Raw genomic sequence first — 25355 nt, 5'->3', positions numbered from 1 at the left:
GGATGGTCGAATGGGGGCATGCGAGCGACGACGACCTACCGCCTGGTGCGTCCGCCTGTCGCCGGCCCGGTCCCGACCCTCGACGAGCACCAGCAGCGCGTCGTGGACCACCCCGGCGGGCCGTTGCTGGTCCTGGCCGGTCCCGGCACCGGCAAGACCACCACGCTGGTCGAGGCGATCGTGGACCGCATCGAGGAGCGCGGGGCGCGTCCCGAGGGCGTGCTCGCGCTGACCTTCTCGCGCAAGGCCGCCGAGCAGCTGCGCGACCGGGTGACCGCCCGGCTGGGCCGCACGACCGCCACCACGCTCAGCTCGACGTTCCACTCCTTCGCCTACGGCCTGATCCGCGCCTACGCTCCCGCCGAGCTCTACGAGGCACCGCTGCGCCTCCTCAGCGCGCCCGAGCAGGACGTCGTGCTGCGCGAGCTGCTCACCGACAGCCCCGAGTCGGTGACCTGGCCCGAGTCGCTGTCGCGCGCGCTCGGCACCCGCGGCTTCGCCCGTGAGGTGCACATGGTGCTGGCGCGCGCCCGGGAGAAGGGCCTCGACGGCACCGAGCTGAGCGCCCTCGGCCGCGCGCACGACCTGCCCGAGCTGCTCGCCGCCGGGCTGTTCCTCGACCAGTACCTCACCAACCTCGACGCCCAGGGCGCGACCGACTACGCCGACCTGATCCGGCGCGCCACCATCGAGGCCGAGGTGCACCGCGACGAGCTGCGCGCCCGCTTCTCCCACGTCTTCGTCGACGAGTACCAAGACACCGACCCCGGCCAGGTCGCGCTGCTGCGCGCGATCGCCGGCGACGGCCGCAACCTCACCGTGGTGGGCGACCCGCACCAGTCGATCTACGCCTTCCGCGGCGCCGAGGTGCGCGGCATCCTCGACTTCCCGGCCGCGTTCCCGCGTCGCGACGGCCGCCCCGCCGACGTGATCGCGCTGCGCACCACCCGCCGCTTCGGTCCGCGCCTGCTGCTGGCCTCCCAGCGCGTCGCGCGGCGCCTGGCGCTGCCCGGCAGCATCGACGCCGCGGCCCGCGAGGCCTTCTTGAACCCGCGCAGCGAGGGGGCGGCGTACGGCCCCGGCAAGGTGGTGGTGCGCACCTTCGACACCGAGCGGGCCGAGGCCGAGCACCTCGCCGACCTGCTGCGCCGCGCCCACCTCGAGGACGGCATCGGGTGGGACGAGATGGCGGTGCTGGTGCGCTCCGGGCGCACCTCGATCCCGCCGCTGCGCCGCGCGCTCGGCGCCGCCGGCGTACCCGTCGAGGTCGCCAGCGACGAGGTCCCGCTGGTGCGCGACCCCGCCGTGCTGCCGCTGATCGACGCGATGCGGGTGGTGATCGGGCTGGGCGAGGAGCAGCCCGAGGAGCCCGACCAGCTGGACCCGGGCGAGCCGGCGGAGCCCGGCGAGGCGGCGGGCCGCGGCGCCCGCCCCGACCCCGCCGACCAGCGCGAGCCGGTCGATGCCGGCCGCGCCGAGTCGCTGCTGCTCAGCCCGCTCGGCGGCATGGACGCCGGCGAGCTGCGCCGACTGGCACGCCAGCTGCGGGTGCGCGAGAAGGCCCGCGCCGCGGAGGCCGGCGAGTCGCCGCGGCCCTCGCGCGAGCTGGTACGCCTCGCCGTGGTCGACGCTGCCTTCCTCGACGGCGTCGAGGGCCCCGAGGCCGCGCGCGCCCGCGCACTGGCCGGGCTTCTCGCCGGTGCCCGCGCCGACCTCGGCGCCGGTGCCTCGGCCGAGGAGGTGCTGTGGACGCTGTGGTCCGGCACCGGCTGGCCGGCGCGGCTGCGCCGAGCGGCCGAGGCCGGCGGTCCCGGCGCCCGGCGCGCGCACCGCGACCTCGACACGATCTGCGCGCTCTTCGAGCTCGCGGCGCGCGCGGAGGAGCAGCGCGACCACCTCGGCGTCCGCAACTTCCTGGCGATGCTCGTGGCCCAGCAGATCCCCGCGGAGACCCTCGCCGACCGCGGCGCCCGCGGCGCCGCGGTGCGGCTGCTCACCGCGCACCGCTCCAAGGGACTCGAGTGGCGCCTGGTCGTCCTCGCCCACGTGCAGGAGGAGGCCTGGCCCGACCTGCGCCGCCGCGCCACGCTGCTGCAGGCCGACCGGATCGGCACCGACGGGATCGTGCCGCCGGTGTCGGTGCGCGAGCTGCTGATGGAGGAGCGACGGCTCTTCTACGTCGCCTGCACCCGCGCCCGCCAGCGGCTCGTGGTGACCGCCGTCGCCTCGCCCGACGACGAGGGGGAGCAGCCGTCGCGGTTCCTCGACGAGCTCGGGGTCACCGTCGAGAAGGTCACCGGGCGTCCCGCGCGGCCGCTGTCGATGGACGGCCTGGTCGCCGAGCTGCGCCGCACCCTCGCCGACCCCGAGACCTCCGAGCCGCTGCGCGCCGCCGCGGCGAGCCGGCTGGCGCGGCTGGCCCGCGAGACGGTCGGCGACCGGCTCCTGGTGCCCCAGGCCGACCCGTCGTCGTGGTGGGGCACCCGCGCCACCACCCGCGGGACCGCGCCGATCCGTGACCCCGAGCGCCCGGTGCCGATCTCGGCCAGCGTGCTGGAGTCGATGCTGGTCTGCCCGATGCAGTGGTTCCTGGAGCGCGAGGCCGGCGGCATCGCCCGCTCCCACCAGTCCGCCAACCTCGGCCAGATCGTGCACGCCCTCGCCCAGCGCGTCGCCGACGGCGAGATCCCGGCCGGCCCCGACGACGCCGACCTGCTGATGGCCCATGTCGAGGAGGTGTGGCCGCGCCTGGAGTTCCGCACCCCCTGGTCCCGGGCCCGCGAGCACGCCCGGGTCCGCACCGCGCTGGCGCGGTTCCTGCGCTGGCACCACGACAACCCCCGCCGCCTGCTCGCCACCGAGCAGCACTTCGCGACAGTGGTCGAGCTCGATGGCGGTGAGCAGGTCCGGCTCACCGGCTATGCCGACCGCCTCGAGCTCGACGGGGCCGGTCACGTCGTCGTGGTCGACCTCAAGACCGGACGCGGCAAGCCCTCCAACAAGTCGGTCCAGCGCAACGTCCAGCTCGGCCTCTACCAGTACGCCGTGGACGCCGGCGCCGTCGACGGGGTCCTCGAGGAGCAGGTCGGCACCCCCACGGCGGGCCCGCGGGCCGGCGGGGCCGAGCTGGTGCAGCTCGGCATGCTCGACGACGCCACCCACGCCACCGTCCAGCCCCAGGACCCCCAGCCCGACGAGGGGGTGGCGCGCGAGGAGCTGCGCGGCCACCTCGGCCGGGTGGCGACGCTGCTGCGCAGCGAGTCCTTCCCCGCGGTCGCCGGGCAGCAATGCCGCGACTGCGCGTTCGTCTCGTTGTGCCCCATCAAGAGCGCCGGAGCGGTGATCAACCAGTGACGACCCCCCAGCCACCCGCCGACGACCTGCTGGACACCGACGTGCCGCTGCTCGGCGTGCCCACGACCGACACCCAGCACGTCGCCGCGCCGACCGGGCCGGCGCCGCTGCGCATCGAGACCCCCGCGGACCTCCAGGAGGTCATGAAGACCCCCTATGCGCCCAGCGAGCAGCAGTGGCGCGCGATCTCCGCGCCGCTGGCCCCCGCCGTCGTCATCGCCGGCGCCGGGTCCGGCAAGACCACGCTGATGGCCGCCCGGGTGGTCTACCTCGTCGCCACCGGCCAGGTGCGCCCCGAGGAGGTCCTCGGCCTGACCTTCACCACCAAGGCCGCCAGCGAGCTGCGCCAGCGCATCCGCGCCGCGCTGCGCACCGCCGGGGTGCTCGAGGACCCCGAGACCCGCCGCCCGCGTCCGGGGGAGGAGCTCGAGGAGGTCCTCGAGCCGACAGTGCTCACCTACAACGCCTACGCCGCCCAGCTGCTCACCGAGCACGGCCTGCGCATCGGTCACGAGCCCGACACCCGGGTGATCACCGACGCGGCCCGCTACCAGCTCGGTGCCCGCGTCGTGGACCGCCACACCGGGTCGGTCGCCCAGCTGACCGACCACCCCGAGACCGCCATCCAGAACCTCCTGGCCCTCGACGGCGCGATGAGCGAGCACCTCGTGGGCCCCGACGACGTACGCCGCGTCGACGCCGAGGCCCGGCGCGGCTTCGAGGCGGCCCTGGCCGAGGAGCGGGCCGGCAAGGACCGCACCACCTACCGCGAGCCGATCGAGAAGGCGATCTCGGCGATCGACCGCCGCGGCGAGCTGCTCGGCCTGGTGGCCGGCTACCGGCGCCTCAAGCGCGAGCTCGGGCTGATGGACTTCTCCGACCAGATCGAGCTCGGCGCCCGGCTGGCCAGCGAGCAGCCCGACGTCGGCGCCCTGGAGCGCGCGAAGTTCAAGGTGGTGCTCCTGGACGAATACCAAGACACCTCGGTCGCCCAGGCCACGATGCTGTCGCGCCTCTTCTCCGGCCCGACGGCCGCCGCCGGGCGCGGGCACGCCGTCACCGCGGTCGGCGACCCCAACCAGGCCATCTACGGCTGGCGCGGCGCCTCGGTCTCCAACATCCTCAACTTCGCCGACACCTTCCCCGCGGCCAGCGGTCCGGTCCCGACCTACCCCCTGACGGTGAACCGCCGCTCCGACGCGCGGATCCTCGAGGTCGCCAACCGGCTCGCCGCGCCGCTGTATGACAAGTACGACCAGGTGGACCCGCTGGAGGCCAAGCCCGGTGCGGAGCCCGGGACCGTCTCGGCGCAGGTGCACCCCACCCACGCCGACGAGCTCGACGCGCTGGTCGCCGGAGTGCAGGCCGCTCACACCGGTGCCTGGTCCGACATCGGGGTGCTGACCCGCGACAACGCCCACGCCGAGGACGTCTTCGATGCCCTCACCGGTGCCGGGATCCCGGTGGAGATCGTCGGCCTGTCCGGCCTGCTGCGCCTGCCGGAGGTCGCCGAGGTGGTCGCGGTGCTGCACCTCATGCACGACGTCACGGCCAACGCCGCACTGCTGACCCTGCTCAGCGGACCCCGCTGGGCCGTCGGACCCCGCGACCTGCGGCTGCTGGCGCGGCGTGCCGAGGAGCTGGCCGGCGGCCGGGTCCGCGGCGCCGAGCCGGCGACGGTCACCGACCACCTCGTCGCGATCACCGACGGCATCGACCCCGCCGAGATCCCGTGCCTCGACGACGCGCTCACCGACCCCGGCGACCCGGCCGAGCACCCTTACAGCCCGGAGGCGCGTGAGCGCTTCGCGCTGCTGGCCGCCGAGCTGAGGATGCTGCGCCGCCACGTCGGCGACCCGCTGCTCGACCTCGTACGCCGCATCATCGACACCACCGGCGTCGACATCGAGCTCGCCTCCGCGGTCAGCGACGCGGCCGCCGCCCGGCGCGACAACCTCGACCTGTTCGTCAAGGCCGTCGCCGACTTCGAGGCCGTCGACGGCGACGTGTCGCTCGCGGCGCTGCTGGCCTACCTGACCGCCGAGGACGACCAGGGCAACGGCCTCGACGTCGCCACCCCGACCGAGGCCGACTCGGTCAAGCTGCTCACCGTGCACCGCTCCAAGGGGCTGGAGTGGGACGCGGTCTTCCTGGTCGGGGTCTGCGAGAGCCGCTTCCCCTCCGGGCGCTCGCGCACCCTGTGGACCTCCTCGCCCTCGATCCTGCCGGCGCCCCTGCGCGGCGACGCCGCCGACCTGCCCCAGCTCGACGGCTACGACAAGGCCGCGCTGGCCGCCTACCGCGAGGCGACCCGCGCCCACGACGCCGAGGAGGAGCTGCGGCTGGGCTACGTCGCCTTCACCCGCGCCGCCCACTCCCTCGCGGTCTCCTCCTACTGCTGGTCCACTCGCTCCACCCCGTTCGGCCCCTCCGCCTACCAGGAGGTGGTCCGCGAGCAGCTCGAGGCGTGGGGCGAGCCGGTCGAGGGCTGGCTGGTCAAGCCCGCCAAGGGCGACCCGAACCCCTACGACGAGGTGGACCCCTCACGGCCGTGGCCGGTGACCGAGGCCGGCATGGAGGCCGCGCTGCGACTCGAGGCCGCCCGCCGCCTGCGCGCCGCCGACCCCGAGGCGCCCGACCTCGACCTCGACATGGTCGAGGCCGCGGTGGTCGCGGAGTGGGACGCCGAGCTGGAGCGCCTGCTCACCGAGGCCCGACGCGACCGGGCCACCGAGATCGAGGTGGAGCTGCCCTCCAGCCTGTCAGCGACCGCCGCCGCGCGGCTGCGCGACGAGCCGGCGGAGTTCGCCCGCGACCTGGCCCGGCCGATGCCGCGCCGGCCCTCGGCGGCCGCCCGCTTCGGCACCCGCTTCCACGCCTGGGTCGAGGCACGCTTCGGCCAGCAGGACCTCTTCGACTACGACGACCTCCCCGGACGCGCCGACGCCGGCATCGACGACGACACCGACCTCAAGGAGCTCATCACCCGCTTCGAGCACGGCCCGTTCGGCACCCGGGTGCCCCACCAGGTCGAGGCACCGTTCGCGCTGGTGCTCGACGGGCAGGTGGTGCGCGGACGCATCGACGCCGTCTACACCGAGACCGCCCCCGACGGCGCCCCCGGCTACCTGCTGGTGGACTGGAAGACCAGCCGCCACCAGGACGCCGAGCCGCTCCAGCTGGCGATCTACCGCCTCGCCTACGCCGAGCTGCACGGCGTACCCCTCGAGCGGGTGCGGGCCGCGTTCTTCTACGTCCGCACCGGCGAGCTGGTCGAGCCCGGGCACCTGCCGGGGCGCGTGGAGCTCGAGGAGCTGTTCAGGCCCTGACCGGCGTCGGGTGCGCGGACAGCCACCGCTGCACCCCGAGGGCCGCCGCGCGTCCGGCCCGGTTCGCGCCGATCGTGCTGGCCGAGGGGCCGTAGCCGACCAGCTGGACCCGCGGGTCGCGCACCGCGGTGGTCCCGGCCTCGTCGAGCTGGATGCCACCGTGCTCGCTGCGCAGGTGCAGCGGCGCGAGGTGGGAGAGGACCGGGCGGAACCCGGTGGCCCACAAGATCACGTCGACCGCCGCGAACGACCCGTCGGCCCATCGCACGCCGTCGGGCTCGATCCGGGCGAACATCTCGCGCCGGCGGTAGGCGCCCAGCCGCTCCGCCTCGCGCTCCTGGGGCCGCAGCGCCAGCCCGGTCACGCTGACCACGCTTCGTGGTGGCAGGCCGCGGCGCACCCGGTCGGCCACCAGGGCCACCGCCTCGCGGCCCCGTTCCGGGTTGAAGTCGTCGCTGCGCCACACCGGCGGGCGCCGCGTCACCCAGATCGTGCGTGTCAGCGGCGCGAGCTCGCCGAGCAGCTGGATCGCGGAGGCCCCGCCACCGACGACGAGCACCGTGCGGCCCCGGAAGGCCTCGGCCCCGCGGTAGTCGTGGGTGTGCAGCTGCTCACCGAGGAACGTCGCCGCCCCGGGGTAGGTCGGCACGAACGGGCGCGTCCAGGTGCCGGTCGCACTCACCACGGTGCGGGTGCGCCAGGTGCTCTGGGGTGCCTCGACCTCGAGCAGCGATCCCGGGTCGTCGTCGAGCGCCCGCACCCGCCGCACCTGCACCGGGCGCACGACCGGGAGCCGGTGTGCCCTCTCGTAGTCGGCGAAGTACGCCGGCACCGCGAGGTTCGCCCGCTCCTCGGAGACCGGCAGCGGAGCGGCATCGGGGAGCGCGGCCACGCCGTGCACGTCACGCATGGTGAGGGAGTCCCAGCGGTGCTGCCAGGCCCCGCCCGGTGCGGCGTCGGCGTCGAGCACCAGATGGGCGACCCCGCGCCGCGTCAGGTGGTACGACGTGGACAGCCCGGCCTGCCCGGCGCCGATCACCAGCGCGTCCCACACCGTGCGCGTCGTCTCCATGTGGCCCCAACGCCGCGGACCCGGCTCGGGCTTCCCGGCCCGGGAGTGGCATCCTCGACGGGTGAGCTCCCCGCGTCGTGTCAGTGCCTTCCACCTCGTGCTCGCCCTCATCTGCCTGCTGCCCGCCGGCTGGGGCGCCCTGTGGGCCTTCAGCGGCGACGAGGGTGGCCAGGCGCTCGGGTTCGCGCTGCTCGGCTTCTTCGGCGCCGGCGCCTTCGTGCTCGCCAAGCGGGCCTTCGCCGACAGCTGAGCCGCCCGCCGCGCTCCCAGCCCTCCTCCCTCGGCGCCCCGCGAGGCTCAGCCCGCGAGCCCGGCCGCGAGCGCGATGCGCACCATCGCGCCGAAGGTCTGCTCGCGCTCCTGCGCGGTGGTCTCCTCACCGGTGACGATGTGGTCGGAGACCGTGCACACCGCCAGCGCGCGCCGGCCGTGCCGGGCGGCGAGGGTGTAGAGCGCGCTGGTCTCCATCTCCACCGCGAGCACGCCGTGCTCGGCCATCCGGGCCGTCACATCGGGGCGCGGGTGGTAGAAGGAGTCGCTGCTGAGGACCAGCCCGACGTGCACCCCCGCACCCTCGGCGTGCTGCGCCGCGGCGTCGCGGGCCGCCCGCAGCAGGTCGAAGTCGGCGACCGGGGCGTAGTCCCAGCCGTCGAAGCGGATCCGGTTCATCGAGGAGTCCGTGCACGCTCCCGAGGCGAGGACCAGGTCGCGCACGGCCAGCCGCTCGCTGAGCGCGCCGCAGGAACCCACGCGGATGACCGTGCGCACGTCGTACTCGGTGAACAGCTCGTGGACGTAGATCGCCATCGACGGCTGGCCCATCCCTGAGCCCTGCACCGACACCGGCCGGCCCTGCCAGGCCCCGGTGTAGCCGTACATGCCGCGCACCTCGCTGTAGCAGCGGGCGTCCTCGAGGAACGTCTCCGCGATCCAGCGGGCTCGCAGCGGATCCCCGGGCAGCAGGACGAGCGGGGCGATGTCACCGGGGGCGGCGCCGATGTGGGTGCTCACCGGGGCAGCGTAGGTCGCTTTCGGGCGGCGTGCCCAGGGATGCGGGCTAGCCTCGTCGCGTGCCGCAGCCCCACGAACGCCCCCACGAGAAGCTCAGCGCCCACCCCCACGACCGCGCCGGTGTCCACCGCGGCGACGAGGCCTGGCTCGAGCAGCGCTGGAACGATCCGGAGTCCCGCGCGCTCGTCGTGTCCGGCACCCGCATCCGGCCGCAGGGCGGCGACGTCGGCTGGGTGCCCACCGCGCAGGCCCCCGACGGGCTGCGGGTGCTGCTGGGCGAGCAGGACGGGCGCGCCTGGTTCGCGGTCGTCGTCGACGCGGAGCGATCCAGCGAGGAGGAGGGCTGGGTGCCGCTGCGCGGCCTGCTGCCGCACCTCGCCGACGACGCGATGACCGGCGTCCCGCTGGTCTTCCACGCGCTCGGCCTGGCGGAGTGGCTGTTCGTCACCCGCTTCTGCCCGCGCTGCGGCGGATCGCTCAGCCCGCGCAAGTCCGGCCACGAGCTGGTCTGCGACGACTGTGGCCGCTCGCAGTTCCCGCGTACCGACCCGGCCGTCATCATGCTGGTCACCGACGGCGAGCCCGGCAGCCCCGAGGAGCGCTGCCTGCTCGGGCGCCAAGCGGTGTGGCCCGCCGGGCGCTACTCCACGCTGGCCGGCTTCTGCGAGCCGGGCGAGACCCTCGAGGACGCCGTACGCCGCGAGGTGGCCGAGGAGGCGGGCGTGCGGATCGGTGAGGTGACCTACTTCGGCAGCCAGCCGTGGCCGTTCCCCGCGAGCCTGATGGTCGGCTTCGTGGCGCGCGCCGAGACCACCGGCATCACCGTGGATCTCGAGGAGATCGAGGAGGCGCACTGGTTCACCCGCGAGCAGATGCGGGCGGGCGCCGCCGACGGCAGCCTCGTGCTCCCCGGCGGGGTCTCGATCAGCCGGTCCCTCATCGAGCACTGGTACGGCGAGCCGCTGCCCGGCCACTGGTGAGCGGCGGCCGGGCCGGCGGGCTCAGCCGAGCGAGGCGATCTTCTCCTTGACCTGCGCCAGCGAGGGGTTGGTCTGGGCGGTGCCGTCGCTGTAGACGAGCGTCGGCACGGTCTGGTTGCCGCCGTTGGCCTGCTCGACGATCAGCGCGGCGTCGGGGACCTGCTCGATGTCCACCACGTCATAGCTGATGCCCTCACGGTCGAGCTGGCTCTTGAGCCGGTGGCAATAGCCGCACCAGGGGGTCGTGTACATCGTGAAGGAGCTCATCTGGGACTGTCGCCTCCGACGTCTAGGGTTCGAGATACAGCTCGATCCAACCACCCCGATCCAGGAGATGCTCCCCCCGATGTCCGCTGTGGACCCCGACCAGTTGCTCGCCGCCCTCGACCCGGAGCAGCGGCGGGTCGCGGAGGCCCTGCGCGGCCCCGTGCGGGTGCTCGCTGGTGCCGGCACCGGCAAGACGCGGGCGATCACGCACCGCATCGCCTACGGCGTGGCCACCGGGGTCTACGCCCCCTCGGAGGTCCTCGCGGTCACCTTCACCACCCGCGCCGCCGGCGAGATGCGCCAGCGGCTGCGCACCCTGGGCGCGGGCCCGGTCCAGGCCCGCACCTTCCACTCCGCCGCGCTGCGCCAGCTGCGCTACTTCTGGCCGCGCGCCTACGGCACCGAGCTGCCCACGCTCATCGAGTCCAAGATGGGCCTGCTCGCCGGCGCGGCGCGCCGCCAGCGCATCCAGACCGACCAGGCGCTGCTGCGCGACCTCGCCTCGGAGATCGAGTGGGCCAAGGTCAGCAACGTGCACCCCGACGACTACGCCAAGGTGGCGCTCCAGCGCGGCCGCACGGTGACCGGGCAGGACCCCGAGACCGTCGGGCGGGTGTTCGGCAGCTACGAGGAGGTCAAGCGCGGGCAGGGGCGCATGGACATGGAGGACGTCCTGCTCCTGACCGCCGGCCTGCTCGCCGAGGACGAGCGCGTCGCGGCCCAGGTGCGCCAGCAGTACAAGTGGTTCGTGGTCGATGAGTTCCAAGACGTCTCACCGCTCCAGTCGGCCCTGCTCGACCTGTGGCTGGGCGGGCGCAACGAGATCTGCGTGGTCGGCGACCCGGCCCAGACCGTCTACAGCTTCGCCGGCGCCAACGCCGACTACCTGCGCGAGTTCCCCCGCAAGCACACCGGCACCACCTCCATCGAGCTGGTGCGCAACTACCGCTCGACCCCGGAGATCGTGGGGGCGGCCAACACGCTGCTCGCCGGCTCCGGGAGCGAGGGCGTCCAGCTGCGCTCCCAGCGCCCCGCCGGTCCGGCCGTCACCTACACCCAGCACTCCGACGAGGTCGCCGAGGCCGAGGCGGTCGCGGCGCAGGTGCTGCGGCTGCGCGACGCCGGACGCCCGCTCGGTGAGGTCGCGATCCTGTTCCGCATCAACGCCCAGTCCGAGACCTTCGAAGAGGCGCTGGCCGCCCGCGCCATCCCGTACGTCGTGCGCGGCGCGGCCCGCTTCTTCGACCGGCCCGAGATCCGCGAGGCCGTCACGCGCATCCGCGGCGCGGCCCGGTCCGGGGAGGGCAGCGAGCCGGCCGAGACGGTGCGCGCGATCCTCGCGGGCATGGGGTGGACCCCCGAGGCCCCGACCACCCGCGGCCAGACCCGGGACCGCTGGGAGTCCTGGCAGGCGCTCGTCGACCAGGCCGCCGAGTTCGCCGCAGCCGGCGGCGGGCTCGACGCCTTCGTCGACGACCTCGACCGGCGCGCCGCCGAGCAACACGCCCCCGTCGCGGCCGGCGTCACGCTCGCGACCTTCCACGCCGCCAAGGGTCTGGAGTGGGACTCGGTCTTCCTGTGCGGCCTGCAGGACGGCACCATGCCGATCACCTACGCCGAGTCGCCCGCCGAGATCGAGGAGGAGCGGCGCCTGCTCTACGTCGGCATGACGCGTGCGCGCCTCGACCTCGCGCTGTCCTGGGCCCAGGCGCGCAACCCCGGTGGACGCGGCAGCCGCAAGCCCTCGCGATTCCTCGACCCGCTGCTGCCCGACAGCGCCCGCGCGCCGGAGCCGCGGCTGCGGCGCAGCAAGGTCGCCAGCTGCCGCGAGTGCGGCAAGCCGCTGATGACCGGGCTGGAGAAGAAGCGCGGCCGGTGCGAGGACTGCCCGGCCTCCTACGACGAGGCGCTGTTCGAGCGGCTGCGCGAGTGGCGCAAGGACCGCGCCGCAGAGGAGAGCGTGCCGGCGTTCGTCATCTTCACCGACGCCACCCTCCAGCTGATCGCGGAGCAGAAGCCGCGCACTCCGCAGGCGCTGCTCAAGATCGGCGGCATCGGACAGTCCAAGCTGGACCGCTTCGGCGAGGACGTGCTCGCGCTCGTCGAGTGATCCGAGGACCCCGGGTCACCCATCTCGGGTGACCCGGGAACTTTTTCTGGGAAATAGTCATTAAATCGTTTGCCCATGACACGAGGCGCGCGATAACTTCGCCTCATTACTGACGCGCACCCACGGCCCTGACCCGGTCGGCGCCCGATGCCTTGAAGGAGGTGGCCCCAGATGGACAGCACCAAGCTCGCGATGACGGCTCAGCTCCCGTCCGGCTACGCCACGTCCGCATGCGCCCAGGACTTCCGTGCGCCCGGCGTCGTGTCCGCTGCCCAGGGGACCACTGTGTCCGCTGCCGTGCGTGAGCGTTCCGCCATTGCCGCCATCAAGGGCGGCGTCGAGGCCACGGGTCACGTGTGGGGACACACGAACCGTCGCATCGATGGCTACTTCCCGGGGACCAGTGCCTGGAGACCACCGAGCTGCTGAGACATCAGCAACCGGCACCTCCAGGCCGCGGATCCCCACACCGGGATCCGCGGCTTTTTCGTTGTCGCGAGAAGGCCACCACCAGCTCCACCTGCATCCGCGATCACACAACGAAGGAGGTGAAACATGACGATCAGCGTCCTCGACCGCCCCGCCGGCGCGCCGACCCTCGGCCTGCTCCACGACCAGGCGAGCCGGGTCGACGAGGAGAGCCTGCCGTGCCGGGTCCGCAACCCCGAGCTCTGGTTCGCCGAGTCGCCCAGCGACGTGGAGTCCGCCAAGGCGCTCTGCCAGGAGTGCCCCGTGCGGGCGACCTGCCTCGACGGAGCCCTCGACCGCCGCGAGCCCTGGGGTGTCTGGGGCGGAGAGCTGTTCCTGCACGGAGTAGTGATCCCCCGCAAGCGCCCCCGCGGTCGCCCCCGCAAGAACGAGTCCGCCGCCTAGAGCAGCACCTCGCCACGGAGGCAGCCGACCACCCGACCATCCCGAAGAGAAGAGACCGACATGTTCCTCCTGCACGAGAACATCGCCCGGGTGCAGATGTGCGCCCGGCGAGGAGAGGCCCAGCAGCGCCGCCGGGATCACGAGCTCGCTCGTGCGCACCGGCTGACCCGCCGCGCCGAGGTCGCCGCCCAGCAGGCGCGCACCGCACTCGCCCGCGCGTTCTGAGCGCGCCCCGACCAGGAAGCAACGGACACCGATGAACACGATCCCGCAGAGCGGCTCGCCGATCGCGAGCACCACCGACCCCGCCGGCGTGCACCCGCACGCCGACCCCGACTTCGACCGGAGCACCGACATGAATCTGATGCACGAGAACCTGGCACGCGTCCAAATGTCCGCGCGCCTGGGAGAGGCGCAAGAACGTCGCCGCGGCTACCAGCTGTCGCGGGCCGCCCGGCTCAGCCGCAAGGCCGAGCACGCGGCTCAGCAGGCACGCCTCGCCCTCGCGCGGGCCCTGTGAGACAGGCACCGTGAGACGGGCCCACTGAGAACGCGGCGGGGCCGCACTGGCAGCGGCCCCGACCCGGCACCCTGATCGCGGGTGCATGCAGGAACCGGCTGGGCACGACTCCCGCGTCGTGCCCAGCCGGCCTGTGTCCGGGGGCCTCCGCGGCGCCGGCGGTAGCCTGCAGCGATGAGGACCTGCGACTTCTGCGGACGTCGTGAGGAGGACGAGCCCGACCCGGTGGTCCGGCTCTCCTGGACCACGGCGATCGAGAACGGGCGACCGCGCACCTTCTGCGCGACCTGCTCGCGCGAGCACCTGCGCGCGATGGAGGGCAAGCTCGACAGCGAGTGGTGGTGAGCGCGGTGCCGCTCACCCGGCCGCCGGTGCGGCGAGGCCGCCCCAGGCGCACCCGCAGGCGGGGTGACGCTCCCAGCACTCCCGGGTGAGGCTCATGGTGTCCTCGACCCGGACGGTCGCCGACCAGGTCGACGGCGTACGTCCCTCGGCCCACAGCCGCAGGTCACCGGCGGCCCAGCTGATCGCGAGCGCGTGGCGCACGGGATCGCGCGGCGGTGGTGTCTGACGCGCCGCCTGCTCCACCAGCACCGGCCACCGGGGGTCGCGGGTGCTCAGGTGGGCGTCCACACAGCGCACGCAGGTCGAGATCCCCGGCACGACGAACGGCCCGACGACCGTGCCGGCGTGGTCGCTGGCGACCACGAGGTGGGGCAGGCCGGTGCGGGTCGCCTCGTCGAGGTCGCCCCGGGCCAGCACCCCGTCGCGGACGACCAGTGCACACAGCGGTGCCTGCCCCGGCGCCTCCTCCCCGCCCCGGTGGGCCGGGAGGGGCGCGCCGGGCGCGAGCACGCCGAGGCCGGCGCGCCGCAGCACGGCCCCGATCGCGGCGGTGAGCTCCTCGGGGGCGTCCAGCACGACCGTGCAGGCGCGTCGCCGCTCCCGTCGTACGGCGTCGGCCGTGGGGTCCTCGAGCAGGCCGGCGGCACCCAGACGGGCCAGGGCGGAGCGGGTGGCGGGGGAGTCGGGGCGGGCGTCCTCGCCGTCGCGCAGCCGGCCGAGCAGGGCGCGCACCTCCGGTGCGTCGGGCAGCACGACCGCAGGGCCCAGGCCGACCTGCAGGTGGGCGCGGTCGCGGCGCAGGAGCGGGACGCCGACCGGCAGGCGGGGCGAAGCGGGCATGCGTCCGAGCCTCACAGACGCGCGTGCGGGTCGTCGGCGCTCTCCACAGCGGCGGGGCGGTCACCGGCGGAAATGACCACGGCGGCGCCTCCCAGAGGGGAGACGCCGCCGGAACAGCTCCGAGGCTGGGGTGCGCTGGGTCAGCTCACGCCTTGCCGAGGATGCGGTTGAGGTTGGTCGAGCACACGGGGCACGTGGCCTTCGCCATGCGGGTGCCCTTGTCGTTGACCTTGACCTCGCCCTCGGCCTCGCGCTTCTCCTTGCACTTCACGCAGTAGAACTCGCCGCTCCAGGTCTCCGCCATGAGGGCCTCCTTGCCTAGTCTCACTCGGTCGTCACGCCGGGCTGGTGGGGGAGCCCGCCGGGGTCCGCGGCTCGGCGCGGGACCGAGTCGACCCTACGGCACACCCGCGTGCGTGCACAGCGGCCCTCCGGGCGCCGCCGCGCCGTAGATTGCGCCCCATGGCCCTCTTCTCGCACCTGCGTCTGGACCGTCCGTTCCCCGGCGTGGCCCTGCTGACCCTCGACAACCCCGACCAGCGCAACGCGATGTCGCCCGCGATGACCGGGTCCTGGGTCGCCGCGATCGACGAGCTCGCCGCTGACCGCGAGATCCGGGCGGTGGTCGTCACCGGCGCCGGATCGGCGTTCTGCTCCGGCGGCGACACCGCCTGGATCGCGGGGGAGCCCGACGCGAGCGTGGATGAGCTGCGCACCCGGATGCTGGCCTTCTACCGCTCCTGGCTCTCGATCCGACGCCTCGAGGTGCCGACCATCGCCGCCGTCAACGGCCCGGCGGTGGGCGCCGGCCTCTGCCTCGCCCTGGCCTGCGACCTGCGCTACGCCGCCGCCGGTGCGCGGCTCGGTGCCCCGTTCGTCCGCCTCGGCATGCATCCCGGCATGGCCGGCACCCACCTGCTGCCCGAGGTGGTCGGCGCCGCGCACGCCCGCGACCTGCTACTCACCGGCCGGATGGTCGAGACCGACGAGGCGCTGCGGATCGGGCTCGTCTCGGGCGTCCACGAGCCGGGGACGTTCCTCGACGACGTGCTGGCCACCGCGCGCTCGATCGCGGAGACCGCCCCGATCGCGAGCCGGCTCACCAAGCTCGCGCTCGCCGACGGCGGTCACGCCGACCTCGAGTCGGCGCTGCAGTGGGAGGCCATGGCCCAGCCGATCACGCTGGCGACCGAGGACCTCCAGGAGGGGATCCGGGCCAAGGACGAGCGGCGCCGCCCGGTCTTCCAGGGACGCTGAGGGGCGGCGCCCGGGCACCCACATCCTGTGGAGAACTCTGTGGACACGACCCCGGAAATCGGCCCCGCGCCGCGTCGTACGCCGTGCTGACCAGCGACGACGTTCGTGCACCGGGTGTGGAGGAAATACAGTGGCGCCTGTGAATGATCGGAGCGGGACCTACGACGGGGGACCGGTCGCCGCGCTGCGGCGCATCGCGTTCCTGCTCGAGCGCGGCCGCGAGGACACCTACAAGGTCAAGGCGTTCCGCAACGCGGCGGCGACGATCCTGCCGATGTCGGAGGAGGAGGTACGCCGGGCCGTCGACGACGGCACGCTGGCCACGCTGCCCGGGATCGGGGCCAGCTCGTCGAAGGTGATCGCGGCCGCGGTCCGCGGCGAGGTGCCCGAGCGGCTCGCGCGCGCCGAGGCGGAGCACGGCGGCGACCTGACCACCGGCGGTCACGCGCTGCACGCGCAGCTGCGCGGCGACCTGCACTCCCACTCGGACTGGTCCGACGGCGGGTCGCCGATCGAGGAGATGGCGTTCACCGCGATCGAGCTCGGGCGCGACTACCAGGTGCTCACCGACCACTCGCCGCGGTTGAAGATCGCCCACGGGCTGAGCGCGGAGCGGCTCGCGCGCCAGCTCGAGGTCGTCGACGCGGTCAACGAGCACCTGGGCGGGGCCGGGTTCACCCTGCTCAAAGGCATCGAGGTCGACATCCTCGACGACGGTGGACTGGACCAGAGCGAGGAGATGCTGGCGCGCCTGGACGTGCGGGTGGCGAGCGTGCACTCCAAGCTGGCGATGGAGCGCGACGCGATGACCCGCCGGATGATCGCGGCCGTCGCGAACCCCTGGACCAACGTGCTCGGGCACTGCACCGGGCGGCTGGTGACCGGTGGCCGCGGCACCCGCAAGCAGTCGCAGTTCGATGCCCGGGCCGTCTTCGAGGCGTGCGTGGAGCACGACGTCGCGGTCGAGATCAACTCCCGGCCCGAGCGGCGCGACCCGCCCACGGAGCTGCTGGAGCTGGCCCGCGACGTCGGCTGCCTGTTCTCGATCGACAGCGACGCCCACGCCCCGGGCCAGCTCGACTTCCTCTGGTACGGCGCGGAACGGGCCGAGGCGGCCGGCATCGAGCCCGAGCGCATCGTCACCACCTGGCCGAAGGAGCGCCTGCTGGCCTGGGCCAGCCGCTAAGGTCCCGCCATGGAGACACCGGAGGTGGAGGTGCGCCGCTCGTCGCGGCGCCGCCGCACCGTGTCTGCCTACCGTGAGGGCGAGCGCATCGTCGTGCTGGTCCCCGCCTCGCTCAGCCGTGCCGAGGAGGCCGACTGGGTGGACCGGATGGTGGCCCGCCTGGAGCGCTCCGAGCAGCGCCGGCGCCCCAGCGACGAGGACCTGGTGCAGCGCGCCCTCGGGCTCAACGATCGCTACCTGGGCGGCCTGGCGCTGCCGGGTTCGGTGCGCTGGGTGGGCAACCAGCAGTCGCGCTGGGGCTCGTGCACGCCCGGCGACCGCTCGATCCGGCTCTCCGAGCGTCTGCAGGGGATGCCGGCCTGGGTGATCGACTACGTGCTGGTCCACGAGCTCGCCCACCTGATCGAGCCCAGCCACAACGAGCAGTTCTGGGGCTGGGTGGACCGATTCCCGCAGGCCGAGCGCGCGAAGGGCTACCTGCTCGGCTGGTCAGCGGCCACCGACGTCGGCCCGCCGGAGGTCGACTGAGGCAGCGCCGCCGAGGGCAGCGGGGCGGCCAGCGCGTGCTCGACCAGCTCGACCAGGTCCGCGTCGGGCAGCGCGTCGACCGGCCACCAGCGCAGGTCCAGCGACTCCTCGCTGATCGCGTGGGCCGCGCCGGGCGGAGCCACCGCGACGTAGCGGACGTCGAGGTGGTGCACGGGAGCAGCGGCGTCGGGGCCGCCGCAGAACGGGACCACGTGCTCGTCGAGGTGCACCGGCGCGGCGGTGAGCACCAGCTCGCGCAGGCCCGACTCCTCGGTGGCCTCGCGCAGCGCGGCGTCCGCGAGCGTGGCGTCGCCGTCCTCGCAGTGCCCGCCGAGCTGGAACCACCGCTGCGCCTTCGCGTGCAGGGTCAGCAGCACCTGTGAGCGGTCGGCGCTCAGCACCAGCGTCGAGGCGGTGAGGTGGTCGGGCCGGCAGGCACGGCGTACGCCGTCGGGGTGCGCGCGCAGGTGGGCGACGTAGCGCTCGCGCAGCACCTCCTGGGCGGGCGAGGGCGCCACCCAGGAGGTCAGGACCTGCAGCGCGTCGGCGTGCAGGCTCACTCCTCGGAGGAGCCGGGGGAGTCGCTGCCGCCGTCGAGCAGCTTGCGCAGCTCGGCGTCGAAGTCGGTCTCGCTGAGCTCGGCCGGGGCGGCGGCGTCCTCGCGGAACCCGAGCGGGTCGTCGAGGTCGGCGGCGGTGGGCAGCAGGTCGGGGTGCATCCACACGCCGTCGCGGGCCTCGATGCCCTGACGGGCGCGCAGCGAGCCCCACAGCGTGGAGGCGTCGCGTAGCCGGCGCGGGCGCATCTCGAGCCCGACCAGCGCGGCGAAGGTGTCCTCGGCGGGACCGCCGGCGGCCCGGCGACGCCGGAACGCCTCCTGCAGCTTGGCGGCGGACGGCATCCGCTCGGTGGTCGCCTGGGCGACCACCTCGTCGACCCAGCCCTCGACGAGCGCGAGCACGACCTCGAGGCGGCTGAGCGCCGCCTGCTGGCGCGGCGACTTGGGCATGTCGAACAGCCCGCCCTCGAGCAGCTGCTGCATGGCCTCGGGGTTGCTGGGGTCGACCCCGCGCAGCTGCTCCTCGAGACGCGACTGGATCTGCTCGGCGTCGATCTCGATCCCGCCGGCGTAGTCGCGGACCGCGCCGATCACGTGCTCGCGCAGCCACGGCACGTGGACGAACAGGCGCTGGTGGGCGGCCTCGCGCAGGGCCAGGTAGAGCAGCACGTCGTCCGCGCTGACGTCGAGGCCGTCGGCGAACGCCGCGACGTTGGTCGGCAGCAGCGCCGCGCGACCGGCGGGCGCCAGCGGGACGCCGATGTCGGAGACCGACAGCACCTCCCCGGCGAGGGCGCCGAGCGCGGAGCCGACCTGCTGGGCCAGCATCGCGCCGATGGCCTTGCCCATCATCGCCAGGATCGGCCCGGCCTGAGCCTTGGCCTCCTCGGGCAGCGCGCTGCCCATCGCCTGCACCGACGACGCGGCGATCGGCTCGATCAGCACCTTCCACACGTCAGCGGTCGCCACGATCCACTCCGCGCGACTCCAAGCGGCGGTGGTCTGGACCCCCGAGGGGTACGACGTGGTCTCGTCGAGCCAGTGGTCGGCGAGCTGGAGGGCGTCGGCGACGGCGTCCTTCTGGCGCTGGGTGATCGAGGGGTCGGAGGCCTGCGCGGCGCTCTTGCGCGCGACGTCGAGGGCCACGTCCCAGTTGAGCGGGCCGTCGTAGGGCTGCAGCATCGCCTGGATCTGGCCGAAGAGCTGGTTGAGGTCGGGCAGGCCGCCCTGGCCGGGCGTCATGCCCGGGAAGGGGAACCCGCCGGGGCCGCCGAGGCCGCCGGCTCCTCCGGCCAGGCCGCCGAAGAGGTGCTCGAAGGGGGTGCCCTTGAAGGGGTTCTGGCCCTCGTCGGGCCCGTCGGAGGACGGGTTGCCGGGGTCGTTGCTCATGGTCCAACGGTACTTCGCCGGGCAACCGTTCTACGCTCGCGGTCATGTCCAGTTCTGCTGCGTCTCCCGCCGGGCGCCCCGTCGTACGTCTGGTCGCCCTCCGCGAGGAGCCCCTCGACGTCGAGGAGGTGCTCGCCGCGCTCGACGACGACGCCGCCGGCGGCCTCACCCTCTTCGTGGGCCGCGTGCGCGACCACGACGGCGGCAAGGGCGTCATCGGGCTGGACTACTCCGCCCACCCCAGCGCTCTCGACCGGCTGAGCGAGGTGTGCGAGCGCGTCGCCACGCAGTACGACGTGCACGGCGTAGCGGCCGTCCACCGCACCGGCACCCTCGCGATCGGCGATGCGGCAGTGGTCATCGCCACCACCGCCGCGCACCGGGGGGAGGCGTTCGAGGCCTCCCGCGCGCTCATCGACACCTTGAAGGCCGAGGTGCCGATCTGGAAGCACCAGCGCTTCGGGGACGGCACCGAGGAGTGGGTCGGCTCGCCGTGAGCGCGCCTGCCGCGAGCCTCCCGGCGCCCCGGCAGGCTCCGCCGTACTCTTCACGGCGTGGAGATCCTGCTCTGGCTCGTGCCTGCCGTGGTGGCGACCGCCGTCGCGGCCTGCTGGGTGGGCTGGGCCGGTCGTGAGCGCTCGGGCGACGTCGACCGCGAGGTCCTCGCCCAGCGCCTGGCCGAGGCCCTGCAGAAGGACCTGCCGGTGGGCTACGCCGCACGCATCCCCGAGCGCGACCGCAGCACCGGCATCGCCGTGCGCCCCTCGCGCGATCCCCGCGGAACGGGCTCGTCTGGTCGCCGCGCGTCCTAGGCCCGCCCGGGGTGCGAGGTCCGCGCCCGGGGGTTGGCGGCGGATGAGAGACTGGCGCCCATGAAGCAGCGTCTGGTCGCCGCCGTCGTGGCGGTGCCGTTGCTGCTCGCCCTGTTCGCGGCCGCCGCCTTCGCGCCGCTGCCGTTCGCGACCTATGGCCCCGGCCTGACCGTCGACGTGCTGGGCAAGGAGGACGGCAAGGAGATCGTGCAGGTCTCCGGGCACCGCTCCTTCCACGACGACGGCGAGCTGCGGATGACGACCGTCTATGTCTCGCTGCCCGGCGCCGACAAGGGCCTGCTGGAGCTGATGGGGACCTGGCTGGACCCGGACCGGGCGGTCTATCCCTACGACGCCGTCTACCAGGAGGACGAGACCGTCGAGGAGAGCCGGATCTCCGGTTCCATCGACATGGTCACCTCCCAAGACGTCGCGGTCGCGGTGGCGCTGGAGGAGCTGGACTACGAGGTCGAGCCCGCGGTCATGGCGGCGTACGTCGCTCCCGACTCGCCCGCCGAGGGACGGATCAAGGTCAAGGACCTCTTCGTCTCCGTCAACGGCACCCAGGTCACCACGCCCGAGGAGCTGGTCGAGGCGGTGCGCGCCACGCCCCGCGGGGACGACGTCAGCCTGGAGATCCTGCGCGACGGCAAGCCGCAGACCATCGAGCTGACCCCGGAGATCGTGGACGGCGAGCCCCGGATCGGGGTCTCGGCCGGCACCGGGTTCCGCTTCCCCTTCCAGGTGTCGGTCTCCGTGGACCCCGACATCGGCGGCCCGAGCGCGGGCCTGATGTTCGCCCTCGGCATCTACGACACCCTCACCCCCGGGTCGATGACCGGCGGGCGCGACATCGCCGGCACCGGCACGATCGCGCGCGACGGCACGGTCGGTCCGATCGGGGGCATCCAGCAGAAGATCGCGGCGGCCCGCCGCGACGGTGCCGACCTCTTCCTCGTGCCCGCGGACAACTGCGCCGAGGCGCTCGGCGCCGAGAACGGCGACATGCGCCTGGCGCGGGCCACGACGATGCACGAGGCACGCGTGGCCGTCGAGACGTGGGCGGCCGACCCCGACGCCGAACTCCCGAGCTGCGAAGGCTGAGCTGATTCCAACGATGAGCGAACCGCACGATTCCGACGCCCCCGACCTCACCGGGCCGGACGACCTCACCGGCTTGGACGACCTCGACGTCGATCCCGCGCTGGCATCGGTCGTGCTCGAGATCGAGCAGCACGTCGCCGAGGGTGGCTGGGACCAGCCGGCGCGGCTCTACGCGCTGGTCGACACCGCCGACCTGGTGCGCCGCGAGCCGGCCCTGGCCTCGCTGATGGGCCTGGACGCCGCCTCGGCCGAGGGCTCGCTCACGCCCGTCGAGCAGGACCACCTGCGTCCCGACCAGCTGCTCGAGCAGGTCCTCGAGGCGATCACCTGGCCGCCGGAGGTCGCCGGGTGCGCCGCGGTCGTCGAGCGCCTCGTGCTCCCGCCCGACGCCGACGGAGAGGTCCCCGAGGACCCCGCGGCCGCCGAGCAGTACGCCCGCGAGCACCCGGACCGCCAGGAGGTCCGCATGGTCGCCGGCGTGACCCGCGCCGGCGCGACGTACTGCGCCCTGCGCCTGCGCGCCCACGACGAGGACACCTCCGTCGTCGGCGGCGCGGACTTGGTGCCTGCCCTGGTGGCCATGCTGGCCGCCACCTTGACCGATGACCCCGACGAGACCGACGAGGCCAGTTGAATGACCCGATCGACCCCGCACTCCCCAGCAGGTTCCGCCCGTGACCGGGCACCGCACGGGCCCGAGGTGACCCAGTGAGCGATCTGTTCGGCTCCGACGACCCCCGCGCCGCCAAGCAGCCGCCGCAGCGCTCCGGCCGGTCCCGGGCGCTCGTCGTCACCGGCGTCGTGCTGGTCGTCGCGTTCTTCGGGCTGACCACCTTCGCCGGCATCTACACCGACCGCCTCTGGTACCGCGACGGCGGCTACGGCGGGGTCTTCAGCCGGCTGTTCTGGACCCGCGCGGTGCTGTTCGTGGTGTTCGGCCTGGTGATGGCCCTCGTGGTGGGGCTCAACATGCACCTGGCCTACCGGTTCCGACCGCTGTTCCACCCGCGCTCCTCCGAGCAGGCCGGGCTGGACCGCTACCGCGACGCGGTCGCGCCGATCCGCACCTGGCTGCTCGTCGGCGTCTCGCTGGTCGTCGGCCTCTTCGCCGGCACCTCGGCGCTGGGGGAGTGGCGCAACTACCTGCTGTGGCGCAACGGCAAGGACTTCGGCAGCGACGACGCCCAGTTCGGCAAGGACATCGGGTTCTACGTCTTCGACCTGCCGTTCTGGCACTTCCTGGTCGACTACGCGATGGCGCTCACGATGATCGCGCTGATCGCCGCGGCGCTGGTGCACTACCTGTACGGCGGCATCCGCCTGCAGAGCCCGGGCGACCGGCTCTCCGGCGCCGCCCAGGTGCAGCTGTCGCTGCTGCTCGGCCTGTTCGTCCTGGCCAAGGCCGTCGACTACTGGCTGGACCGCTTCGACCTGGTCCACCAGGGCAGCGGGCTGATCACCGGCATGACCTACACCGACGAGAACGCGGTGCTGCCGGCCAAGAACATCCTGATGGGCATCGCGGTCATCTGCGCCGTGCTGTTCTTCCTCAACGTGTGGCGCCGCACCTGGACGCTGCCCTCGGTGGGCATCGCCCTGCTGGCGCTCTCGGCGATCCTGCTGGGCGTGATCTGGCCGGGCATCGTCCAGCAGTTCCAGGTCAAGCCCTCCGAGGCCGACAAGGAGGCCACTTACATCGCCCGCAACATCGAGGCGACACGTGCGGCCTTCGACCTCGACGAGGTCGAGGAGGTCGGCTATGCCTCGACCACGACCACCGGGGACGCGGACCTCGACAAGGCACGCGCGGTGCGCTCGCAGGCCGCCTCGGTGCCGCTGGTCGACCCCAAGCTGGTGCGCCAGACCTTCGAGCAGAACCAGCAGGGCCGCGTCTACTACTCGGTCGCCGACGTGCTCGACGTGGACCGCTACCGCATCGGTGGCCGGGACCGTGCGCTCGTGCTCGGCGCCCGTGAGCTCGACCAGAGCGGGCTCAACGAGGGCGACCGCAACTGGTCGAACCTGCACACCGTCTACACCCACGGCAACGGCATCATCGCCGCCTACGCCAACCAGCGCGGGGCCGACGACAGCTCCGAGGGCACCGACATCCAGTGGGCCGAGGGCAACCAGACCAACGACGACGGCAGCCGCCAGGACGCGCTGAGCAAGGCGGTCGGCGGCTACGAGAGCCGGATCTACTTCGGTGAGCAGAGCCCGTCGTACTCGGTGGTCGGCAAGGAGGACGACGAGTCCCCGAGCGTGGAGCTCGGCCTCGCCGGCGCGACCGAGGACGAGGAGCAGACCACGACGTACGACGGCGACGGCGGCGTGCCGATCGGCTCGACGTTCCGCCAGCTGCTCTACGCGATCAAGTTCGGCGAGCCCAACTTCCTGCTCTCCGGGCGCGTGCACGGCGGCAGCGAGATCCTCTACAACCGCACCCCGCGCGAGCGGGTGGAGAAGGTCGCCCCGTGGCTGACCATCGACGACGACTCCTACCCGGCGATCGTCGACGGCAAGATCGTGTGGATCGTGGACGGCTACACCACGACCGACCGCTACCCGTTCTCCGAGCGTGAGTCCTTCGAGGACATGACCGACGACTCCCTGCAGGAGCAGACGGGTCTGCAGACGCTGCCGACCGACGAGATCAACTACATGCGCAACGCGGTCAAGGCGACCGTCGACGCCTATGACGGCACGGTCACGCTCTACGCCTGGGACGAGGAGGACCCGATCCTGCAGACCTGGCGCAGTGCCTTCCCCGACACGGTCAAGGACCGCTCGGAGATCTCCGATGAGCTGATGGAGCACCTGCGCTACCCCGAGGACCTGTTCAAGGTCCAGCGCTACCACTACGCCCGCTACCACGTCACCGACGCCGGTGACTGGTACCAGGGCAACGACCGCTGGGCGGTCCCGCGCGACCCGAACAGCACCAACGACCTGCAGCCGCCGTACCGCCTGTTCAACGAGGGCGCGGACGCCGGCGAGGGCGCCAACGGCGAGCAGGACTGGTCGCTGACCTCGGTCTTCGTGCCGTACGGCAAGGAGAACCTCGCCTCGTTCGTGACGGTCAACTCCGATGCCACATCGGATGACTACGGCAAGATGACGGTGCTGCAGCTGCAGGACCAGAACACCAAGGGCCCGGGCCTCATCGCCAACGAGTTCGAGAACGACGAGGCTGTGCGTGACGCGCTGCTGCCCTACAACCAGGGTCAGTCCAAGCCGACCTACGGCAACCTGCTCACGGTCCCCGTCGCCGACGGCCTGATGTACATCCAGCCGGTGTACGCCGTCCGCTCTGCGTCCAGCGGTGGCTACCCGATCCTGCGCTTCGTGCTCGTCTCCTACGGCGACAGCGTGGGGGTGGGGGAGACCCTGACGACGGCGATCGCCGACGCGCTCGACGTCGAGCTCGGTCCCGGCGGCGGCCCTGGTGCCGGCGCTGGCGCTGGCAACAACGGCGGCGGCAACAACGGCGGCGGCAACGGCGGCCAGGGACCCGACAACGGCCCCGCGCTGAGCGTCGACCAGCGCATCGGGCGTCTCCTGGGTCAGGCCGACGAGGCCTTCGCCGAGGCCGACCGGGCCCTGGCCGCGGGCGACCTCGCCGGCTACCAGGAGTCCGTGGAGCGCGCCCAGGAGCTGGTCTCCAGCGCGATCCGCCTCGCCGAGCAGCGTGACGACCGCGAGGACACGGCGCAGCCGGACGGCTCCGCCGAGACCCCCGGCGACACCGAGACCGAGGAGGGCGCCGGGAGCTGAGCCCGATTTGGTCTTTCCCCGCGGACGTCGTAACGTTCTGTTCAC

At 73.6% G+C, this 25355-nt stretch carries 25 protein-coding genes; 18 read left to right on the top strand and 7 right to left on the bottom strand.

Features of this window, described 5'->3' with window-relative positions; genetic code table 11:
- The first annotated feature begins 18 nt into the window (after positions 1-18).
- Both GFH29_RS14745 and GFH29_RS14740 read left to right on the top strand, forming a co-directional pair.
- Positions 19-3354 carry an ATP-dependent helicase gene (locus tag GFH29_RS14745; protein WP_153324567.1) on the top strand — a complete coding sequence of 1112 codons (3336 nt, stop codon included), beginning with the start codon at positions 19-21 and terminating at the stop codon, positions 3352-3354.
- Positions 3351-6683 (top strand): ATP-dependent DNA helicase, encoded by a 3333-nt coding sequence (locus GFH29_RS14740; RefSeq protein WP_228387513.1) that lies wholly within the window; start codon positions 3351-3353, stop codon positions 6681-6683. Before GFH29_RS14745 ends, GFH29_RS14740 begins: the two co-directional genes overlap by 4 nt.
- Here the strand turns inward: GFH29_RS14740 and GFH29_RS14735 are convergent.
- Positions 6673-7755: an NAD(P)-binding domain-containing protein gene (locus GFH29_RS14735; protein ID WP_153324566.1), complete on the bottom strand. Its 1083-nt coding sequence runs from the start codon at positions 7753-7755 to the stop codon at positions 6673-6675. The genes GFH29_RS14740 and GFH29_RS14735 overlap by 11 nt on opposite strands.
- 61 nt (positions 7756-7816) lie before the next feature.
- Here GFH29_RS14735 and GFH29_RS14730 point away from each other — a divergent pair, with 61 nt between their 5' ends.
- Positions 7817-8005 (top strand): hypothetical protein, encoded by a 189-nt coding sequence (locus GFH29_RS14730; protein ID WP_153324565.1) that lies wholly within the window; start codon positions 7817-7819, stop codon positions 8003-8005.
- Positions 8006-8052: 47 nt separating this feature from the next.
- Here GFH29_RS14730 and deoD read toward each other — a convergent pair whose 3' ends face one another.
- Positions 8053-8766, bottom strand: a complete 714-nt coding sequence (deoD, locus tag GFH29_RS14725) for a purine-nucleoside phosphorylase (protein WP_153324564.1) — start codon at positions 8764-8766, stop codon at positions 8053-8055.
- Positions 8767-8825: 59 nt separating this feature from the next.
- Here deoD and nudC point away from each other — a divergent pair, with 59 nt between their 5' ends.
- Positions 8826-9746, top strand: coding sequence for an NAD(+) diphosphatase (gene nudC / locus GFH29_RS14720; RefSeq protein WP_153324563.1), 921 nt, complete (start codon positions 8826-8828; stop codon positions 9744-9746).
- A gap of 21 nt (positions 9747-9767) precedes the next feature.
- Here the strand turns inward: nudC and GFH29_RS14715 are convergent, their stop codons facing one another.
- A complete protein-coding gene (locus GFH29_RS14715; protein WP_153324562.1) occupies positions 9768-10013 on the bottom strand; it encodes a mycoredoxin in 246 nt (81 codons plus the stop codon).
- 79 nt (positions 10014-10092) lie between these two features.
- On the opposite strand from GFH29_RS14715, the gene GFH29_RS14710 reads away from it, so the two are divergent.
- The 6 genes from GFH29_RS14710 (at position 10093) to GFH29_RS20495 (ending at position 13861) form a co-directional block, all read left to right on the top strand.
- Positions 10093-12123: an ATP-dependent DNA helicase UvrD2 gene (locus GFH29_RS14710; RefSeq protein WP_228387512.1), complete on the top strand. Its 2031-nt coding sequence runs from the start codon at positions 10093-10095 to the stop codon at positions 12121-12123.
- 171 nt (positions 12124-12294) lie between these two features.
- Positions 12295-12552 (top strand): hypothetical protein, encoded by a 258-nt coding sequence (locus GFH29_RS14705; RefSeq protein WP_153324560.1) that lies wholly within the window; start codon positions 12295-12297, stop codon positions 12550-12552.
- 126 nt (positions 12553-12678) lie between these two features.
- A complete protein-coding gene (locus tag GFH29_RS14700) occupies positions 12679-12996 on the top strand; it encodes a WhiB family transcriptional regulator (protein ID WP_153324559.1) in 318 nt (105 codons plus the stop codon).
- A gap of 60 nt (positions 12997-13056) precedes the next feature.
- The gene (locus GFH29_RS20500) at positions 13057-13221 is read left to right on the top strand and encodes a hypothetical protein (RefSeq protein WP_194288957.1); all 165 of its coding nucleotides are present in this window, start codon (positions 13057-13059) and stop codon (positions 13219-13221) included.
- A 31-nt stretch (positions 13222-13252) separates the two neighbouring features.
- Positions 13253-13516: a hypothetical protein gene (locus GFH29_RS14695; protein WP_153324558.1), complete on the top strand. Its 264-nt coding sequence runs from the start codon at positions 13253-13255 to the stop codon at positions 13514-13516.
- Positions 13517-13690: 174 nt separating this feature from the next.
- Positions 13691-13861, top strand: a complete 171-nt coding sequence (locus GFH29_RS20495; protein ID WP_194288956.1) for a hypothetical protein — start codon at positions 13691-13693, stop codon at positions 13859-13861.
- Between the two features lie 12 nt (positions 13862-13873).
- Here the strand turns inward: GFH29_RS20495 and GFH29_RS14690 are convergent, their stop codons facing one another.
- Together GFH29_RS14690 and GFH29_RS20490 are read right to left on the bottom strand one after the other, a co-directional pair.
- Positions 13874-14701, bottom strand: coding sequence for a hypothetical protein (locus GFH29_RS14690; RefSeq protein WP_153324557.1), 828 nt, complete (start codon positions 14699-14701; stop codon positions 13874-13876).
- A gap of 145 nt (positions 14702-14846) precedes the next feature.
- A complete protein-coding gene (locus GFH29_RS20490) occupies positions 14847-15005 on the bottom strand; it encodes a DUF5679 domain-containing protein (protein WP_166133072.1) in 159 nt (52 codons plus the stop codon).
- 158 nt (positions 15006-15163) lie between these two features.
- On the opposite strand from GFH29_RS20490, the gene GFH29_RS14685 reads away from it, so the two are divergent.
- The 3 genes from GFH29_RS14685 to GFH29_RS14675 all read left to right on the top strand — a co-directional run bounded on the left by GFH29_RS14685 (position 15164) and on the right by GFH29_RS14675 (position 17672).
- Positions 15164-15958 carry an enoyl-CoA hydratase/isomerase family protein gene (locus tag GFH29_RS14685; protein WP_153324556.1) on the top strand — a complete coding sequence of 265 codons (795 nt, stop codon included), beginning with the start codon at positions 15164-15166 and terminating at the stop codon, positions 15956-15958.
- Between the two features lie 139 nt (positions 15959-16097).
- Positions 16098-17144: a PHP domain-containing protein gene (locus GFH29_RS14680; RefSeq protein ID WP_153324555.1), complete on the top strand. Its 1047-nt coding sequence runs from the start codon at positions 16098-16100 to the stop codon at positions 17142-17144.
- Between the two features lie 9 nt (positions 17145-17153).
- Entirely contained in the window at positions 17154-17672 is a 519-nt protein-coding gene (locus tag GFH29_RS14675) for a M48 family metallopeptidase (protein ID WP_153324554.1), read from the top strand.
- On the opposite strand, the gene GFH29_RS14670 is transcribed toward GFH29_RS14675, so the two are convergent.
- Together GFH29_RS14670 and GFH29_RS14665 are read right to left on the bottom strand one after the other, a co-directional pair.
- Positions 17618-18232 (bottom strand): NUDIX hydrolase, encoded by a 615-nt coding sequence (locus GFH29_RS14670; protein ID WP_153324553.1) that lies wholly within the window; start codon positions 18230-18232, stop codon positions 17618-17620. The two genes, GFH29_RS14675 and GFH29_RS14670, sit on opposite strands and share 55 nt — an antisense overlap.
- Positions 18229-19620, bottom strand: coding sequence for a zinc-dependent metalloprotease (locus GFH29_RS14665; RefSeq protein ID WP_153324552.1), 1392 nt, complete (start codon positions 19618-19620; stop codon positions 18229-18231). The genes GFH29_RS14670 and GFH29_RS14665 overlap by 4 nt, the downstream gene beginning before the upstream one ends.
- A gap of 44 nt (positions 19621-19664) precedes the next feature.
- Here GFH29_RS14665 and GFH29_RS14660 point away from each other — a divergent pair, with 44 nt between their 5' ends.
- The 5 genes from GFH29_RS14660 (at position 19665) to GFH29_RS14640 (ending at position 25310) form a co-directional block, all read left to right on the top strand.
- Entirely contained in the window at positions 19665-20117 is a 453-nt protein-coding gene (locus GFH29_RS14660) for a molybdenum cofactor biosynthesis protein MoaE (RefSeq protein WP_153324551.1), read from the top strand.
- Positions 20118-20174: 57 nt separating this feature from the next.
- The gene (locus GFH29_RS14655) at positions 20175-20432 is read left to right on the top strand and encodes a hypothetical protein (protein WP_153324550.1); all 258 of its coding nucleotides are present in this window, start codon (positions 20175-20177) and stop codon (positions 20430-20432) included.
- Positions 20433-20492: 60 nt separating this feature from the next.
- Entirely contained in the window at positions 20493-21536 is a 1044-nt protein-coding gene (locus GFH29_RS14650) for a PDZ domain-containing protein (protein WP_153324549.1), read from the top strand.
- 13 nt (positions 21537-21549) lie between these two features.
- Positions 21550-22170, top strand: a complete 621-nt coding sequence (locus tag GFH29_RS14645; RefSeq protein ID WP_228387511.1) for a PPA1309 family protein — start codon at positions 21550-21552, stop codon at positions 22168-22170.
- 74 nt (positions 22171-22244) lie between these two features.
- Positions 22245-25310 (top strand): UPF0182 family protein, encoded by a 3066-nt coding sequence (locus GFH29_RS14640; protein WP_153324548.1) that lies wholly within the window; start codon positions 22245-22247, stop codon positions 25308-25310.
- Positions 25311-25355: the final 45 nt, after the last annotated feature.

The organism is Nocardioides sp. dk884, assembly GCF_009557055.1.
Lineage (GTDB): Bacteria > Actinomycetota > Actinomycetes > Propionibacteriales > Nocardioidaceae > Nocardioides.
This window is presented reverse-complemented; position numbering and strand designations above follow the sequence as displayed.